We start from the raw sequence: 16,954 nt of genomic DNA, 5'->3' as shown, positions 1-16,954 counted from the left end.
GTTCTGAATGGCGCGCACCCGACACGATTCGAACGTGTGACCTTTGCCTTCAGAGGGCAATCGGCCCCGTCTTTTACGTCTGAGTCAGCACGAGACTTTCACAGGGTCCGACGTCCAGAAACGGACCGAGCGCGCCTATCCGCCGCCGTTCACGCCGTGCTGGAGAGGCTCGTCGCGTGGCACCTTGCGCGCTCGCTCCTTAATTTCAGACCTGCCATGCAGCGCGGCGATTTCGTTCGAATTTTACCCGAAATTTACCTGTGCACTGCAACAACAAACACGTGCCGGGAAACGTTTCCTCCCGAGGAGAGTGTATGCTTGCGAACCTGAAGATTCTGCAGCGCCTGCTGCTGGCATTGGCGCTGCCAATTTTTCTGCTCATTGGTCTTTCCGGTTACGACGTTTACGGCAAATGGGAGATCCGCCAGGAAATGCGGGAGCTCGCATCGCGTGTGGACGACGTCGCAAACCTCAGCCGCCTTGTGCACGAACTGCAGCGCGAGCGCGGAACATCGGCGATCGTGCTCGGAAGCAAGGGCAGCCAGATGCTTGCCGAGCTTGGCGACCAACGCAAGCGAACCGATGCCGAACGTGCGAAGGCAGCGATATCGCTGGATCATCTCGGCCAGACATCAAGCCACGATCTGGCTGAGATTGCCGGCAAGGCCAGATCCGCCCTCAACGAGCTGAACGCCAGACGCAGCGAGATTGATGCGCTGGGTATCCCGGTGGCCAATTCCTCGGCATTCTACACCCACCTGATTGCGACGATACTCGATGTTGCCGGCGAGATCGGCCGAACGACCCGCGACACAGACGTTTCCGCTGCCGTTGCAACCTATCTCAATTTCATCCAGGGCAAGGAGCGTTCCGGCCAGGAGCGGGCCCAGGTCGGCGCCGGATTGTCGGTCGGCCGCTTCGATCTGCCGGCGTACAACAAGGCACTGGGTCTGGCCGCGGCGCAGGGGGTCTACTTCGCGACGTTCCAGTCTGCCAGCACCCCCGGCCAGCGTGAATTCTACCAGAGAGCCATGTCAGGCCCCGCCATCGACACGGTCCTCAAGATGCGACAGATCGTGGCTGAAGGCGGCTTGTCCGGTGACCTGAAGGGTCTCGACGGCAAGACCTGGTTTGCGGCAGCGACTGTTCGGATCGAACTCCTGAAGACGATCGAGGATCATCTTGCGAATGACCTTCTTGATTTGGCGGCGGTAAAACAGTCGAAGGCAACCGCGCAACTGAGCACTCTGGCGGCTCTCGTGGTGCTGGCGCTGCTATCCAGTTTCGTGGTGGCAGGGGTGATGACGCGCAGTATCACGCGGCCGCTCGGCGTATTGGCGCGCATCATGAAGCAGCTTGCACATGGCGATGTCGCGACCACCGTCGAAGGCGTTGATCGTCGCGATGAAGTCGGAGAGATGGCGCAGGCGGTCGCGTTCTTCCGGAGCAATATGATCGAAACGAGAGAGCTGGCCGCCAGGGAAATGGAAGCGACGAACCAACGAATTGCACGCGCGGCCCGGGTCGGCGAACTGGCCGAGCAATTCGATGCAGGGATTGCCGGATCGCTCGGGTCCGCATCCGCGGCACTGTCGCAACTCAAGGCGACCGCGACGATGATGTCGGCAACAGCGGAAGCGACCGATCGGGAGGCTACCGGGGTCGCGTCCGCGGCCGCGAACGCGACGCAGAACGTCCAGAGCATTTCCGCTGCTGCCGAAGAGATGTCGAGTTCGATCAACGAGATCGGCCGTCAGGTCGTTCAGTCGGCGAGGATCGCGCGGAAGGCGGTCGAGGAAGCCACGCGAACCAACCAGACGGTGCTCGGCCTTTCGGAGTCGGCCGAGAAGATTGGCAATGTCGTTAAGTTGATCAGCGATATCGCGGCGCAGACCAATCTGCTGGCGCTGAACGCAACCATTGAAGCTGCCAGGGCGGGTGAGGTCGGCAAGGGTTTTGCCGTGGTTGCCGCCGAGGTCAAGAATCTCGCCAATCAGACTAGCAGGGCGACTGCTGAAATCACGACCCAGATCGGCGCGATTCAGGAAACGTCGTTTGATGCGGTGAAGGCCATCCAGGGCATTAACGCCACCATCGCGGAGATCGACGAGATTGCCTGTACGGTCGCGAGCGCGATCGAGGAGCAGTCGGCGGTAACTGAGGAAATAGCGCGGAACGTCCAGAGCGCGGCGGTTGGGACGCGGGACATTTCTTCAGGCATTTCCGGTGTGACGGAAGCTACACAGCGGACCGGCACTGCGTCGAGAGAGGTGCTCTCCGCCATGGAGGCACTGTCGGCGCAGTCGGAAGCGATGCAGGCGCGGGTTGAAGAGTTTCTGGGAGCCATCCAGGCCGCCTGAAACGCAAGGGCGTCTTGCGACTGCCAGCGGACGGCTCTCCCTATCCCGCGAATGGCCGCGGCTCCCGCATAGATTGGCGCTCCACTCAGTACAAAACTGCGAACTCATATATCATTGAAATTACTGTGTAATTTCTTCGATACTTCCGGACGTCCCGTTGCAACGACGGCCTGCTTAAGGTGAGCCGATCAGTCGGCGGTCCGTGCCGCAACCTTGGAGAGGGGTGCAGATTTGTCCAGGAGCGCTTTGAGGTCGTTTGGCGGAAGCGGTTTCGAGAAGTAGTAGCCCTGCGCGTAATGGCACCCCATATCCGCGAGTTGCCGGATCTGTCCTTCCTGCTCCGTACCTTCGGCGACAACATCGATTTTTAGATTTTCCGCAAGATCGAGAATCGCGCGGATGATCTGTGTCCCTTCGACCGTGAGGCCGAGGCCGGTTACGAAAGACCGGTCGATCTTGAGAGTATCGACCGGAAGACGATGCAGATAGTTAAGCGATGAATATCCCGTTCCGAAATCATCGATGCTGATACGCACGCCGAAGTCGTGCAGCGCCTTGAGAACAAGGATCGTTCGCTCGGGATCGCCGATTGCCACGGTTTCCGTGATCTCCAGCCGCACGCTGCGCGGTTCCAGCCCCGCGCCGGATACAGCGCGCCGGACTTGATTGATGAAATCGGGCTGAATGAACTGGCGCGGCGAAATGTTGATGCTCATGGTGAGCGGCTCGGGCCGGGAGAATTGGACCTGCAGTTGCGCCAGCATCCGACACGCCTCGCTCAACACCCAGCCGCCGATCAAAACGATCAGCCCGGTGTCCTCGGCGACCCCGACGAAGTCGCCCGGGGGAACGATATCCCCCGGTCCGCGCTGCCAGCGTATCAGCGACTCAAAGCCGACGATGTCGTGGGTATCGAGTGAGACAATCGGCTGGTAATGCAGGATGAATTCATTGTTGGCGAGCGCGCGTCTGAGGTTGCCTTCGAGCCTCAATCGCTCGACCGCAATGTCGTGGAGGCCAGTATCGTAGAGCTCGACACGCCCGCGGCCGAGCGATTTTGCGCGGTACATGGCGAGATCGGCATTGCGCAGCAGGGTTTCCGGCGATTGCTCCGTGCCGGCGATATTGGCCACGCCGATGCTGGCGCTGGCATAGATTTCCTGGCCATCGATCAGGATCGGCGTCCGGAGCGCGTCGATCAGCAGTTCCCCGATTTGCATCGCCTTGTCCGGACTGTCGAGCTCCTCGAGCAACACGGTGAATTCGTCGCCTCCGAGCCGGGCGAGCGTGTGGGCTGCGGAATGCCGCTGCAGAACATCATTCAGACGCTGCGCGATCTCGACCAGCAGATCGTCGCCCGCGGCGTGACCCAGACTGTCGTTGACCAGCTTGAAACGGTCGAGATCGATGAAGAGAACGGCGAAATGTTCGTCGAAAATACGTCTTGCACGGGCGACCGCGCGGTCCACGCGATCACGAAACAGCACACGGTTCGGCAGGCCCGTCAGACCGTCGTGTGAGGCGTCATGGATCAATCGATCTTGGGCTTGCTTACGTTCGATCACGCGGCCGAGCTGGATGCCGATCTGGCCTAGCAGCGTTAGCAGCGCCGCGTCAGGCTCCTGCTCCTTGTAAGAGAAGAACTCCACCACTGCAGCCACGTCGCGCCCGACGAGGATCGGAAAAGCCATGCCGCTTTTGATGCCGCACGCGGCAACCGCGTCAGCGCGCGGAAGATTCCGGTCGGCGGCCAGGTGCTGCAGCCAGACCGGCGTTGCCGAGGCGAAGACCCGGCCGGGAAGGCCTTCGCCGGAGGCAAATGAGGTCGCCTTCGTTGCCTCCATCATCGGTCGAAGCGCGTCCGCATCCGCCGCGTGACGAACGTGCAAGGGATCAAGGCGAAGGTCTTCGCCGCTGCGATGGACGATGTAGACCTGACCCAGCGGCCATTCCGTAAACTTGCAGATTTCCTCGATGGCGAGGTGAAACGTGTCCTCGACCGACGTGCTTTGATTTGAAGCCGCCGCGATCGTCTCCAGCAGCGCCAGCTGCTGCTGTTTTTCATAGAGTTCGCGAAGGCCTCTCTCGGCCACCGCCTCGGCCTCCAGCCGCGCGGCACGTTCGCGCTGCAGCCGACGCTCGATTCGGAGGATCTGAAGGGCTGGGTCGTCCGCAACCTGAGGCAGCATGTGTCGATCTCAGGCTGACCACTTGATCTCAAGGAGGCACTTCTCGTCGCCGCCGTGCATGCATTCGCGATGATGAACGTCGGCGCGATCGTGATAGTGGCTGGCCGCGCCCTCAATGAACCCCTGTGCCAGCAGGCACAGCTTCCGTTGCGAGTGGTAGGCCATCGTCATCGAACCGTTCTCGCTCGGCTTGAAGTGGAAGAATGGGCACGACGCACCGGCGTAAAGCTTGCGGACTTCGGGATGGATGATTTTGTTGACGCTGAGAACAAAATCTCGTGACGATTTATACGGCTCGAACAATGACGGGAAACGCGTGGCCAGCAGCGGCATTGCCGACTGTCCGAACCAGCGCAGGATTTCGCCGGGTGTCTTGCCGAGCACCCCGGCGGAGGTTGTGACCAAGGACGCGAGCTCTTCATCCGAATAGTTGCCGAGCGACGTGTAGGCGCCACCGACCTCAGCTTTGTCGATCAGATCCTCCCAGACATCCTGGCTGAACTGTTGGACGACGACTTCTTCCAAGACATTGAATATGATGCCCTTCATGGCGCGTCCCCTTGTCGGCGCATGAAGTTGCAACGCCGGATCCTCGCTGTATAGCTGGATTTATCTACCATTCTCTTAACCCGACGAGCCCAGATGCCGGGCCCGCCGGTATTCGGCTAGGTAGGCAAGGCGGCGTGCAGTTTCCGAAAGCCCTCGTCCGCCGATTGCCCGTGGCGGGCGACGTCACACCAGAACATGACTTTGCATATTCTTGGCGCGCGCTCGCCGGCTCAAGCCATGTGACTGGCGCTCACTATCCTCAAATGCTGATTTGAACGGCGGCCGATTAGCTAAAAGGCAAACTGCGAAGAGCAGCACCCTGCCCACCATGTGCGATTTGCAGCTGATTTCAGAAACTCGTCGACGCTGATGACCTCGGCAAGGACGCGGGTTCGCAGTTTTATTCTAAGAAGTTTTGGCGCGCCGGGCAGGATAAAACTGCGAACACTTATGTGATTGAAGTTCAAACGTGAATCCGGCGGCCCGCCGCGTAAAGACGATCGGTGACGTTTTGGGTCGTGTTCGGATTGAGTAGAAGAATCTTCAAGGTCATCCACCTCTTTTATATTCGTGGATCACGCGCTCAGCGCGGCGCGCAGCTCCACGCGATCATCGTCATGGTCTACGCACAGGAAGGCGTTCACAACCTGACCCGTGCGCCGGACGTGATCAGCCAACAGCTTTCCAGCCCTGTCGGCGTCTCGCTGCTCGAGCGCGTCGAGAATGTCTTTGTGCTCCTGGACGGATTCATCCCAGCGGTTCTGAATCGACAGCGCGAAGAAGCGCGCTCTTTCCACACGTGCCAAAAGCCATTGATGAGTGGCTTTCAATGCGTTGTTGCGGCAAGAAGCAACTATGAAACTGTGAATCTGCTGGTTGATCACAAAATAATCGCGTATTTCGCCTGCGCCGTGATGGCGCTCCATCCGATCCTGAAGCGACTTGAGTTTTTGAATCTCGCGCCTGTTCATGCGGATCGCCGCAAGCTCCGCTGCGATGCGCTCAATGCCACTTACGGCCTCGAACAGATCGTTGATTTCATCGCGACGAAGAGGAGTCACAACGCCGCTGCGATTCAACCGCAGCTCCACCAAGCCCTCCGCTGCGAGGAGCTTCAGCGCCTCGCGCAAAGGCGTCCGCGAAACACCAAGCGCCTGCGAGAGTTCCGCTTCATTGAGCTGTTCGCCAGGCTGGAGATCGCCACGAACGATCAACGTCCGCAGGCGGCTCGCTGCCTGGTCGTGCAGACCCGCCCGATTGACGCGAATACGTCGATCGCCGAACGCGTTCCGTCCTTTGCGGGACTTCTTGTGCGTAACTTGAGCAGGCTTCATCTTGTCTTGCTCCGCATCTTCGCTGTCGAGAACATCATTGATTCACCAATCCAATCGTCCGGGGCGCGGACCATTGCTAAAGCACCGCGTTGGCTGGAGATATCGCCTCCGATGCGCGCCCGGCTTCATCGCTCCGCAAGCCTCGATCCCAGTAAGGTCGCAGTCCGTAAAGGCCGGCCACAAAGTCGACAAACGTGCGCACTTTGACCGGCATCAGGTCCCTGCTCGGGTAAAGCGCAAACAGGCCGATGCGGCCTGGCGATCGGTAGGCAGGGAGAACAGCTCGAAGCTCGCCCGAGGCGAGTTCCGCCCCGACGTCCCAGGTCGACCTCAGCGCAACTCCAAACCCGGCCACGACCGCTTCCCTGACCACCTCGCTTGAATTCGTCCGAAGGCGGCCGCGCACTGGCAGCATAACGCCCCCTTCCGGCCCTTCAAGGGACCAGCAATCCTGGTTGTCAGGAGCGAGCAGGTTATGCGCGGAAAGATCCGCAATGGTTTCGGGCTCTCCGAAGCGGGCGATGTACGACGGCGCGGCGCACAGGACGCGATGAATCGGCGCGAGCTTTCGCGAGATCAGCGAGGAATCGGCCAATTCGCCAATACGAATCGCGACATGGAATCCGCGTCCAACAATGTCGACATAGTCGTCCGAAAGATCGAGATCGATCTCGAGAGAGGGATGGCTCTCCAGAAAGCGCGGGAGATACGGCGCCACATGCATGCGGCCGAATGACGTCGGCGCCGTCACGCGCAAGACGCCGCGAAGGGAGGTGGATATTTCCGACGTGAACTCGATCGCCTCCTCGAAGGCTTCGAGAATTCGGTTCACGCGCTGGTAAAAGCCCTCGCCGGCCTCCGTCAGAAGGAGCCGGCGGGTCGTGCGTTCGATCAGGCGCGCGCCGAGCTTCGCTTCAAGCCGCTGAATCCGCTTCGAGACCACGCCGACCGCAACGCCGAGTTCGCTGGCGGCCGCGGTCATGCTGGAGGCGGCGACGACGCGCGCGAAGGTTTCGATGTCTCCCAGATTTGTCGTCTTGTTGGCACCCGCCCGCCGGCGGTCCTTGACGGACATGAGACTCATGGCGATCGCCCTATCCGGCGGACGCAAGAGTTTGCGGCGCCGTGGGCGGCTGCCGATTGTCGACGGCGAGATCGGGCTGCACGCGAACCTTCGCTTCCGATTTATCGTTGGGGCCGCTCTTGCGGCTGCGCATCGCCAGTTCGATCCCGGCACTCTCGACATCATGAGAGCGCCTGTCGCCAAGCGCAACAATTTTTTGCATTTTGCATGCAATATTGCATAACTTATTGTAATAACAAATTTTTATGCTTAGAAAGTGTACATCTTGGCGCCCTATATTTGCGTACAGCTCACTCGCCGCCTGGCCTGACGGTCGATGTAGACAGCATATCCTACGTAAGAGCCGACCGAAAACGGCGAACGACGCGAGCCGCGTCGCGCATCGCACCTCCGCGAACGAACGGCCTCATCGTCAGGGGAAGCAGACTTCGGCTGCGCCGATTCCATCAAAGACCGCCCGCACCGAAGCGCCCGGCTCGACAAACACCATGCCCGTGTAAGAGCCTGTCGTCACGAACATGCCGGCGCGCATCCCGCCGCGGCATCGCGCGCAATGATCGACGAGCCACTCGACCAGCCAACGCGGATCCCCCGCGGGATTTCCGCCGCGCCGGTCGGCGATCGTGCGTCCGTCGATAATGAGCCGCACGGCCGCGTCGGCGAACGATGCGTCGCGCTGCTGCGCTCCCTGCGGGTCGAAGACGAAACCTCCGTTGCTCTGGTTATCGGCGAGCACCCAAAAGCGATCCGCGTTCTTCCAATCGGCGAGACGCGTGTCCACCACCTCGATCGCCGCATGAACCGACCCGATCGACGCCCATACCTCCTCGCGCGAAACGGGTGCGCTACGCGGCGCGATATCACGGCCGAGGCGAAAGGCGAGCTCGGCTTCGATGCCGATCATGTGAAGCGACGAGGAGGGCCATTCCGCGAGGCTTGGGCGAATGAGGTTAGCGAAGAGCGGCGCGGCGTTCGGCGTGTCGCTCGGCGCCTTCGCCCCAACCTTCCAACCGCCGACCGCGCCGATGCGCGATGCAACCGCATCCTGCACGGCATAGGCATCGTCCGACGTGGCCGGGCCGGGCGAGAACGGCTGGACCTGCCGAGATGCCGAACGCGCCTCGATCAGGAGCGATGCCGCGCTTTGAATGTCGAATGTCATGATGGGCCTATGTTGATCCGTCGAGCGCTGGCCATCGTTCAGCCCAGGGATGCGCCTGTTCGTACTGCGCCGTGAGGCCAAGCAGCAGCTCGTCCGCGCCGAACGCGCCGACCAGCTGAATCGCGATCGGAAGCCCACTGCGGGAAGGCCGGCACGGGATGCTGATTGCCGGCAGACCGCCCACATTGGCGAAGGCCGTGAAAACGGCATGCCCGCGCGGCCCCGCCTGCTTCCCGTCAATGGTTTCTGGATGCGTGACATCCGCGTCCCACGGCAGTGCTGCAAAGCATGGCGTGAGGATGACATCGAACTGCGTGAAGGTTTCGGCGAGGCCGGCGCGGATGCGCGTCACCTTCGCGAGCGCGTCGATGTAATCGGCGGCCCCCAAGGTGGCGCCCTGCTCGGCGATCCGGCGCAGCGCAGGCTGCACGATGTTCTCCCAGCCCGGATAATCGCGCAGGAACCAGGCGAGACCAGCGGGACCGACGACGGACCAGATCTGATCCAGCGCCGGGACATCGAACGGGGCCTCGCCCTGCTCGACCGAATGGCCGAGCGATTCGAATTTGCGCGCCGCTTCGGCGACATGCGCCGCGATTTCAGGACCGACCGGCGAGCCGCCGAAGCATGGCACGTACAGGATCCGCTGCTGTCGCGGCTCAGATGCGATCAGGCCGGGTCGGCCAGGAAATGCAAGCGAAGCGCGATCCCGGGGGTCGGGTCCAGCGATCGCAGCGAACAGCAGCGCGGCGTCGGCCGTCGTCCGCGCGATAGGACCGATCACCTCGAAATCGTGAAGGATCGCCGGGAGGCCATTCACGCGCGCCACGCGCCCGGTTGACGGCTTTAGGCCGACAAGCCCAGTGTGACCAGCCGGGCGACGGATGGAGCCGCCGCCGTCAGTGCCGATCGCGAGCGGACCGAGCCCCGCCGCTACCGCCGCGACCGCGCCGCCACTCGATCCGCCCGGCGTCAGGCGCAGATTCCACGGATTGCGGGTCGTCCCGAACAGCGCGTTGTGGGTATAGCCCTGCAGTGTGAACTCAGGAACGTTTGTCTTGCCGAAAATCACCGCACCTTGCGCGCGCAGCCGTGCGACCGGAAGCTCGTCGTCTGACGGCGCGTGATCCGCCAGCAGAAGGCTGCCCCAGCTCGTGCGCAGACCACGGACGGGAATATTGTCTTTGACGGTCAGCGGCACGCCATCGAGAGCGCCGAGTTCCTCGCCGTTGCGCCAGCGGCCTTCGCTGTGGCGCGCCGCCTGCCGGGCGCGTTCCGCATCAAAGCCGATGATGGCGTTGAGCCGCGGATTGACGGTTTCGCAGCGGGCGAGGATCGCATCGAGCACCTCGACGGGTGAGAGTTCGCGGGCACGATAAGCCTGTGCGAGCCCGACCGCGCTCAGCGACCAGAGCGTGCCCGGCGCCTCGCTCAGAACATGTTCCGCGGCAGCCATAACACCACCTCCGGCACGTACCAAAGGAACACGGTGAAGCCGAGCATGATCACGACATAGGGCCACACGCCATGGATCACGTCGCTGATTGGCCCGTTGTCGCTGCGGATGCTCTGCACGACGTAGAGATTCATGCCGACAGGCGGCGTGATCAGCGCGATCTCGCTCATGAGCACGATGAACACGCCGAACCAGATCGGGTCCACGCCAAGCGCGGTGACGATCGGATACGCGATGGGAATCGTCGTGACCTGCATCGACAGCACCTCGAGGAAGCAGCCGAGGATCAGATAGAACACGATCAGGATCATGATGATCGCGGTCGGGCCGACGCCGAGCGAGGTCACGAACTTGGTCAGAGCTTGCGGGATGCTCAGGAAATTCAGCGTCACGTTGAGAATGAATGATCCGCAGATGATCAGAATGATCATCCCGGTGATCGCGGCGGTCTGCCGGAAGCAATGGTGCAGGATCGCCATGTCGAATCGACCGACCGTCATCGCAAATCCGAGCGCGATGATCACGCCGAGCGACGCGGATTCGGTCGGGGTTGCCCATCCCATGTACAGACTTCCCATCACGACCGCGAAAATGATGAAAGGCGGGATGAGAAAGCGCGAGAGCTCGAGGCGCTCGCGGAAGGACATGGACCGCTCCACCATGCCAGTGCGGCTCCAGTTAGCGTACACGATGTAGGCCATGAAGGACAGCGTGAGCAGAATACCTGGGATAACTCCTGCAATGAACAGCTGCCCGATCGAGTTGTTCGTGATCGAGCCATAGACCAGCATGGCGACGCTTGGCGGGATCAGGATGCCGAGCGTGCCGCCGGCGGCGAGCGAACCCAGCGCCTGCCGCATGTCGTATCCGCGATCCTTCAGCGCCGGGATCGCGACCGTGCCGATGGTGGCCGCCGTCGCAACAGACGATCCGCACGTCGCGGCGAACAACGCGCAGGATGACATGTTCGCGTGGAGCAGGCCTCCCGGCAGGCGCCCGAGCCACGCCGAGAGCGACACGTACATCTTGTCTGCCAATCCGCTGCGCAGAAGGATTTCGCCAAGCAGAATGAAAAGCGGGATCGCGGTCAGGATGTTCTCGTTCTGAACACTCCAGATTACGCTGCCCATGGAGTCGATCATCGGGCGGCCGACGGTGGCGAGGCCTCCGGCTACGCCCATGCTGGCCATGACGACGGCGACCGGAACGCTGATCATCAGGACCGCTATGGCGATCAGGAACGAGACGGAAATTGTTGTGATGGCCATGGTCTTCTTCCCCTAATCGATCAGAGCCTCAGCGGCTCGCCAGATTCTCAAGTTCTTCCTTGACTTCCTCGGCGGCCTCTTTCGGACCGTACGTCCGGTTGAGCGCCTTCGCGTTCCCGGTGAGGAGAAGACAGGTCGCGTGCAGCGCCATGGCCGCGGAGACGAACGCGAAGATGAGAATGCCCGCGTACCAGAAGCTCTGCGGGTAGATCAGCGGCGTCGCCCAGGGCGTTGGGGCCGTGCTGTTATAGGCGAAGGAGTCCGACAAGATGATGAAGCAGACGTAGGCCAGCAGCCCGCCGAACGCAGCAATCGACGTGATCGCAAACCAGTTGAGCGCCATCTGCAACCGCGTCGGCAACATGACGTGGAAGAGCTCGATGCGAATATGCGCGCGATCGACGAGCGCCGTCGTGAAGGCGAGCGCCGATCCGACCGCAAGCGCATAGCCGCCGAGCTCGTCGACGCCCTGAAGGGAGATGTTGAAGAACTTGCGCCCGAGCGTCTCGACGGTGACGAGCACGGCGAGCGCAAGCAGGATATAGCCCCCGATGTTCGCAAACACCGCACTGAGCCTCTGCAGCAGGCCCGGAAGGTTCCAATTCTTCGTTGAGATCGGCACGGCGTCCTCGAGCGTTGACGAGCGTGAGTTCGGCACGGTGAGCCTCCTGTTGCGAGCAATTCCTGACGGTTTGAAAACAGAAGGGGCGGCCTCGGTTTAAAGCCGCCCCATGCGTCTCACTTCACACCAGCGATCGGCCCAACGAGTTTCTTCCAAGTGTCGCTGCAGCCCAAGAAGGATTTGTTGCACACCTCCGACCAGGCCGGGAGCGAGACGGCCGCGATGGCGTTCTGCACCATCTTTAGATCCGCCTCCTTAACCGGCACCTCCGTCATCTTGAACTTCTTCACCGTCGTGCAAGGCTCCTTGCCGACGTTGCAGCGAGCGGCGTCGTCAAACAGCTCCTTCGAGTAAGCCCAAGTTTCGCTCTCGAGATCATTGAAGGCGGCGGTCAGCTTGCTTTGCTGCTCGGGCGTCAGCTTCTTCCAGCTGTTAAGGTTCATCGCATAGGCGTTGAGCGCGATCTGGAACCCGATCGGCATGAAGTGGGTAGTCACCTCGGGCCAGCCGGCTGAATTCGCCGAGCTCGGGCCGGTGATGGCGCAATCGACCACGCCGCGCTGGAGCGACTGCTGCGTTTCGCCGAAGGAGATCGAGACCGGGATGCCGCCGATCTGCTCGATGAACTTCGCCAGCGACTGATCATAGACGCGGACCTTCTTGCCTTTGAGATCGGCCAGGCCGCCGATCGTGGCATTGCAGAAAACCACCTGCGGGCCGAACGGCCAGATAGCCAGAAGCTTGCCGTTGAAACGCTCCTGAAGCCGCTTGTCGAAAGCCTCGCGATAGGCGTCCACGACCTTGCGCGCGACGTGGTAATTCGGATTCAGCCCGACGAGATCGGCGCCGAGCAGGAAGGGTTCGTCGCGCGAAACCTGCGCCACGCGTAAGGTCACGATGTCAAAGAGGCCAGATTTCAGAACACGCAGCCCCTCCGCGTCCTTGATGCCGACCACGTCCATCGGCTTGTAATCGACGTCGAGAGGCAGACCCGACTTTTTCGCCAGATTTTCGAAGAAGGGCTGCTCCTTGTTCTGCTGAATGAGCCCGGTCGCGAGCAGATTGCCGGCGACGCGGAGCTTGATCGGCTCTTGGGCGTAAGCCGCTGCGGAAAAGGCCAGGATGGCGCTGGCCGCCAGAACGTTGCGCATATGCACTCCCTCTACTCCCTTTGCGAGTGGGTGGATCCGTCGCCGCGCTTCTGAGAAAGCGGCGCTTTGATTGCTCAGGCAGCCTCCGCGGGCGCCCCCGCGTTACCGGCGAGGTAACTCATTGCCGCATCGACGCCCCCTGGGTGGTATGGAATGCCACGGGCTTTCAGGCCGATCTCTACGCCCGACAGCGCTCCCGTCACCATGAGATCATGGAAGTCGCCGAGATGGCCGATGCGGAACACCTTGTCGGCGAGCGGGCCGAGCCCGTTGCCGAGCGACATGTTGCAGCGCCCGAGAATGTCCGCACGCAGCGCGTCGGCCGAGTGGCCCTCCGGCAGGCGCACGGCCGTCAGCGAGGAGGAATACTCTTCGTCGTTGTCGCACTGGATCTCGAAGCCCCAATGGCGCACCGCCTGCCGGGTCGCCTCGGCCGCGCGCTGATGCCTGCGAAAGACGTTGTCGAGTCCCTCCTGGTGCAGCATCTCGATCGCGACCTTCAGACCCTGCAGGAGGTTGGTCGCCGGCGTATAGGGGAAATAGCCGTTCGTGTTGCTCGCCAGCATGTCGTCCCAGTCCCAGAACGAACGCGGCAGCCTTGCACGCTTCGATGCGGCGAGCGCCCTGTCGGACACGGCGTTGAAGGAAAGGCCAGGCGGCAGCATCAAGCCCTTCTGCGAGCCGCCGACGGTCACGTCCACATCCCATTCATCATGGCGATAGTCGATCGAACCGAGCGACGAAATCGTATCGACAAGAAGCAACGCCGGATGGCCCGATCTGTCGATCGCGCGCCGCACGGCGGCAATGTTCGAGGTCACGCCCGTCGAAGTTTCGTTGTGCACGACGGCGACCGCCTTGATCTCCCGCGCTCTGTCCTCCCGCAGGCGCGTTTCGACCGCGTCTGCATTCACGCCGGAGCGCCAGTCGCCCTTGATCAACTCCGGAGCCAGCCCGAGCTTCGTCGCCATGCGGTTCCACAAAGTGGCGAACCAACCCGTTTCGAACATCAGCACGCGGTCGCCAGGCGAGAGCGTGTTGACGAGCGCGGCCTCCCACGCCCCCGTGCCCGAGGCCGGATAGATCACGACCGGGTTCGTCGTTTTGAAGATGGTTCTGATGCCCGACAGAACGTCACGCCCGAGCGTCCCGAATTCCGGCCCGCGATGGTCGATCGTCGGCCTGCCGATCGCGGCAAGTACTGGCAAAGGCGTGTTGGTCGGGCCGGGGATCTGCAGGAAATGACGGCCGGGCTGATAGCTCATTGGAATTCCTTCGCAGTCGCGCAGCCTTTTGCTCAGCCAAATCTTGCATGCATTCCTTCGTCGCGGAACGAAAGAATGGAGTACAAGTCTGCGACAATGGTCCGGATTTTCGACATCTTGTCTAATGTCGCCCGCCATCCTTCGTGAGATAATGGAGTCTGAGAACCTTTCCCGCGGAGCGCCGCGAACGTGACGGAAACAATTTTGCATTACGGTCAAGCTCCGAACTGCTCCGCCGTTAATTCGAAGGAGCGCGAGGGCGATACCCTTCACGACGAGGTGCTGTCGCGCCTGCGCGACCTGATCGTCGAGGGGCGGCTGCCGCCGGCCGCACGGGTTCCCGAAAAAGAGCTTTGCGCCGAGATCGGTGTCTCGCGGACGCCTCTCCGGGAAGCCTTGAAGGTTCTGGCGGCCGAAGGCCTGGTCGAGCTGCGGCGCAATCGGGGCGCCCGAGTTCGCTGTTTCACCGAAGAGGACGTCCGGAATCTGTTCGAAGTCCTCGCCGCCCTCGAGTCCGCGGCCGGGCGGCTCGCCTGTGCGCGCATCACGGACGCGGAGATCGCTGCGATCGAGCGCCTGCATTACGACATGTACGGCTGCTATATGCGGCGCGAGCTGCCCGCCTATTTCCGCCTCAACCAGGCGATCCACCTGAGCATCGTCGAAGCTGCGCGAAACCCCGCGTTGAAGGAGACCTACGTAGGTTTCACCGCGCGAATGCGCCAGTTTCGCTATTCGGCCAACACCATCGTCCGCGACCGCTGGGGCGAAGCCATGAGAGAGCACGAGCTGATGCTCGACGCCTTGCGCAACCGCGACGGCCAGGAGCTGGGATCGATTCTCTTCGATCACCTTCTGAAGAAGTATGAGGCGGCGTCACAAACCATCGGCCGCGACCCAGAGAATGGCGAGCGCGCGGCGCGTAACAGGCCTGCGAGCTAGTCCGCATCCCCTCCAACCCTGGAGCAAGCGATGACATCGAGCTTTAGTGTTCTCCTTCTTGGAGCTTCCTACGGTTCGCTCCTCGCCACGAAGCTTGCGATGGCGGGGCACAACGCGACGCTGGTCTGCTTGCCGACTGAGGCCGAGGCGATCAACCGCGACGGCGCGGTGGTGCGCCTGCCCGTAAAGGGGCGCGACCCGATCGAGATCCGCTCGTCTAAGGCTGACTGCGGCTGATGCTGACGCTGGTCGTGGGGCGGCCCTGGATGGTTTGAAACACGACGCAATATTTGTCAGTGAGTTCCGCGAGCTGATCAAGTTGTGCCCGAGATGCGTCGGCATCGACCTCGAACGCCAGCCTGATTTCCTTGAAGCCAACGGGAACGTCGTCGCTAATCCCGAGGGTGCCTCGCAGGTCAACGTCACCCTCGGCGCTGACCTTGATCGATCTCACGGGGATGTCGAGGACGGCGGCGGCAGCGCGCATCGACACGCCGGCGCAGGCGACCAATGCCTCCAGCAGCATGTCGCCCGAGCAGAGTTCGAGACCCGTACCACCGCATTTTGGATGAATGCCGGCGACAGCCAACCCGCGGCCTGTTTCCACCTTGCAGAGAACGGCAGAGTCGTCTGCCGCGCCGGCGGCCTTCAATGTGAGAAGGGCTTCCTCTGCCTCGCCGGCGTAACGTGCCTTGATTGGCCCTTGGGTGTTTTTGAACGTGATGAGATCCATGAGTTGTCTCCTTTGCAGGTCAATAGTTTCCATGATCCGGGCCGATCGTTCGACACGGGCAAGCGAGGTCATCAGATGATTTGATTGATATCTGACGGGCAGACAGCAGCGAAGTCGCAGTGATACGCCGCAAACAGACTTGCTCAGTGCAGATCATGATACAGACCGACGCTGGATATGATCAGCGCGACCAAAGTCCAGGCCACCGGATTATTCAGGAACGGCCACACCGGTGCCTCCCAATTCTGCCGGAAAATCCTTCAGCTTCGGCAGCCCGTCCTTCATCGGCAGCACCGTTTCGGCGTAGTTGACGTGGACGCCCGGGCTGAATTTCAGCGTCGGAATCGTGGCGGCGTATACGTCGACCAGCCCGAGCGGCGGATGGTCGGTCATCAGGTGGCCGCCGCAGCGCTTGCAGAACTGCCGGTTGCTCATCTCGGTTTTCATGAACCTGCCGAGAAACTCCGCGCCCTTCGTAATTGCCACGTTCTGCGGCTTCCAGAGCGTGAATGCATTCACCGGCGCTGCCGACCACGACCGGCAGGATGAGCAGTGGCAGTAGCCCATGGCTTCGGGCGCGCCTTGCACTTCAACTTCGACCGCGCCGCAAAAGCATTTGCCCTTATGCGTCGTCATGATGTTCGTCTCCTTGTTCACGCCGAGGACGATTGCCTCGTGTCCGCGCCGCCGTCTTACTGCGGTCCGGCGCCGAACTGAATGATTTCGCGTTCGCATTGCTTGACAGGGCGTCCCGGGCTTAATCTGCACTTGATCAATCGATTTCACCGGAAGTCAATTGAAGTGTCGCTGCTTGACCTAGCGTCCGGCTTGCTTGATCA

16 protein-coding genes are annotated in these 16,954 nt (G+C 61.6%); 3 read left to right on the top strand and 13 right to left on the bottom strand.

The genetic code is table 11. The features are described 5' to 3' along the window. The first annotated feature begins 314 nt into the window (after positions 1-314). A complete protein-coding gene (locus tag V1293_RS26275) occupies positions 315-2,360 on the top strand; it encodes a methyl-accepting chemotaxis protein (RefSeq protein ID WP_334513447.1) in 2,046 nt (681 codons plus the stop codon). A gap of 188 nt (positions 2,361-2,548) precedes the next feature. Here the strand turns inward: V1293_RS26275 and V1293_RS26270 are convergent, their stop codons facing one another. The 11 genes from V1293_RS26270 to V1293_RS26220 all read right to left on the bottom strand — a co-directional run bounded on the left by V1293_RS26270 (position 2,549) and on the right by V1293_RS26220 (position 14,440). After that, positions 2,549-4,549: a putative bifunctional diguanylate cyclase/phosphodiesterase gene (locus V1293_RS26270; RefSeq protein ID WP_334513445.1), complete on the bottom strand. Its 2,001-nt coding sequence runs from the start codon at positions 4,547-4,549 to the stop codon at positions 2,549-2,551. Positions 4,550-4,558: 9 nt separating this feature from the next. After that, positions 4,559-5,098, bottom strand: coding sequence for a heme NO-binding domain-containing protein (locus V1293_RS26265; protein ID WP_334513443.1), 540 nt, complete (start codon positions 5,096-5,098; stop codon positions 4,559-4,561). A gap of 575 nt (positions 5,099-5,673) precedes the next feature. Beyond that, a complete protein-coding gene (locus V1293_RS26260; RefSeq protein WP_334513441.1) occupies positions 5,674-6,432 on the bottom strand; it encodes a GntR family transcriptional regulator in 759 nt (252 codons plus the stop codon). 76 nt (positions 6,433-6,508) lie between these two features. Beyond that, the gene (locus tag V1293_RS26255; protein ID WP_334513440.1) at positions 6,509-7,516 is read right to left on the bottom strand and encodes a LysR family transcriptional regulator; all 1,008 of its coding nucleotides are present in this window, start codon (positions 7,514-7,516) and stop codon (positions 6,509-6,511) included. A gap of 10 nt (positions 7,517-7,526) precedes the next feature. Next, positions 7,527-7,718: a hypothetical protein gene (locus V1293_RS26250; RefSeq protein WP_334513438.1), complete on the bottom strand. Its 192-nt coding sequence runs from the start codon at positions 7,716-7,718 to the stop codon at positions 7,527-7,529. A gap of 210 nt (positions 7,719-7,928) precedes the next feature. Next, on the bottom strand, positions 7,929-8,678 hold the full coding sequence (locus tag V1293_RS26245) for a 2-keto-4-pentenoate hydratase (protein WP_334513436.1): 750 nt from the start codon (positions 8,676-8,678) through the stop codon (positions 7,929-7,931). A gap of 7 nt (positions 8,679-8,685) precedes the next feature. Beyond that, the gene (locus V1293_RS26240) at positions 8,686-10,134 is read right to left on the bottom strand and encodes an amidase (protein ID WP_334513435.1); all 1,449 of its coding nucleotides are present in this window, start codon (positions 10,132-10,134) and stop codon (positions 8,686-8,688) included. Then, positions 10,110-11,402 carry a TRAP transporter large permease gene (locus V1293_RS26235; protein ID WP_334513434.1) on the bottom strand — a complete coding sequence of 431 codons (1,293 nt, stop codon included), beginning with the start codon at positions 11,400-11,402 and terminating at the stop codon, positions 10,110-10,112. The genes V1293_RS26240 and V1293_RS26235 overlap by 25 nt, the downstream gene beginning before the upstream one ends. Positions 11,403-11,430: 28 nt before the next feature. Next, positions 11,431-12,060 (bottom strand): TRAP transporter small permease subunit, encoded by a 630-nt coding sequence (locus tag V1293_RS26230; RefSeq protein ID WP_334513433.1) that lies wholly within the window; start codon positions 12,058-12,060, stop codon positions 11,431-11,433. Positions 12,061-12,140: 80 nt separating this feature from the next. Beyond that, complete coding sequence (locus tag V1293_RS26225; protein WP_334513431.1) at positions 12,141-13,175, bottom strand: TRAP transporter substrate-binding protein; 1,035 nt, start codon at positions 13,173-13,175, stop codon at positions 12,141-12,143. A 74-nt stretch (positions 13,176-13,249) separates the two neighbouring features. Beyond that, the gene (locus V1293_RS26220; protein WP_334513429.1) at positions 13,250-14,440 is read right to left on the bottom strand and encodes a pyridoxal-phosphate-dependent aminotransferase family protein; all 1,191 of its coding nucleotides are present in this window, start codon (positions 14,438-14,440) and stop codon (positions 13,250-13,252) included. 189 nt (positions 14,441-14,629) lie between these two features. Between V1293_RS26220 and V1293_RS26215 the strand changes: the two genes are divergently transcribed. Next, the gene (locus V1293_RS26215; protein WP_334513427.1) at positions 14,630-15,382 is read left to right on the top strand and encodes a GntR family transcriptional regulator; all 753 of its coding nucleotides are present in this window, start codon (positions 14,630-14,632) and stop codon (positions 15,380-15,382) included. Positions 15,383-15,412: 30 nt separating this feature from the next. Continuing rightward, positions 15,413-15,619 carry a hypothetical protein gene (locus tag V1293_RS26210; protein ID WP_334513424.1) on the top strand — a complete coding sequence of 69 codons (207 nt, stop codon included), beginning with the start codon at positions 15,413-15,415 and terminating at the stop codon, positions 15,617-15,619. On the opposite strand, the gene V1293_RS26205 is transcribed toward V1293_RS26210, so the two are convergent. Together V1293_RS26205 and V1293_RS26200 are read right to left on the bottom strand one after the other, a co-directional pair. Continuing rightward, the gene (locus V1293_RS26205) at positions 15,600-16,115 is read right to left on the bottom strand and encodes an OsmC family protein (protein WP_334513422.1); all 516 of its coding nucleotides are present in this window, start codon (positions 16,113-16,115) and stop codon (positions 15,600-15,602) included. The genes V1293_RS26210 and V1293_RS26205 overlap by 20 nt on opposite strands. Before the next feature lie 210 nt (positions 16,116-16,325). Beyond that, the gene (locus tag V1293_RS26200; RefSeq protein WP_334513420.1) at positions 16,326-16,751 is read right to left on the bottom strand and encodes a GFA family protein; all 426 of its coding nucleotides are present in this window, start codon (positions 16,749-16,751) and stop codon (positions 16,326-16,328) included. Positions 16,752-16,954: the final 203 nt, after the last annotated feature.

Origin of the sequence: Bradyrhizobium sp. AZCC 1693 (genome assembly GCF_036924745.1) — a bacterium.
GTDB lineage: Bacteria > Pseudomonadota > Alphaproteobacteria > Rhizobiales > Xanthobacteraceae > Bradyrhizobium.
Note: the sequence above shows the minus strand (reverse complement) of the source record. Positions and strands in the feature narration are given on the sequence as shown.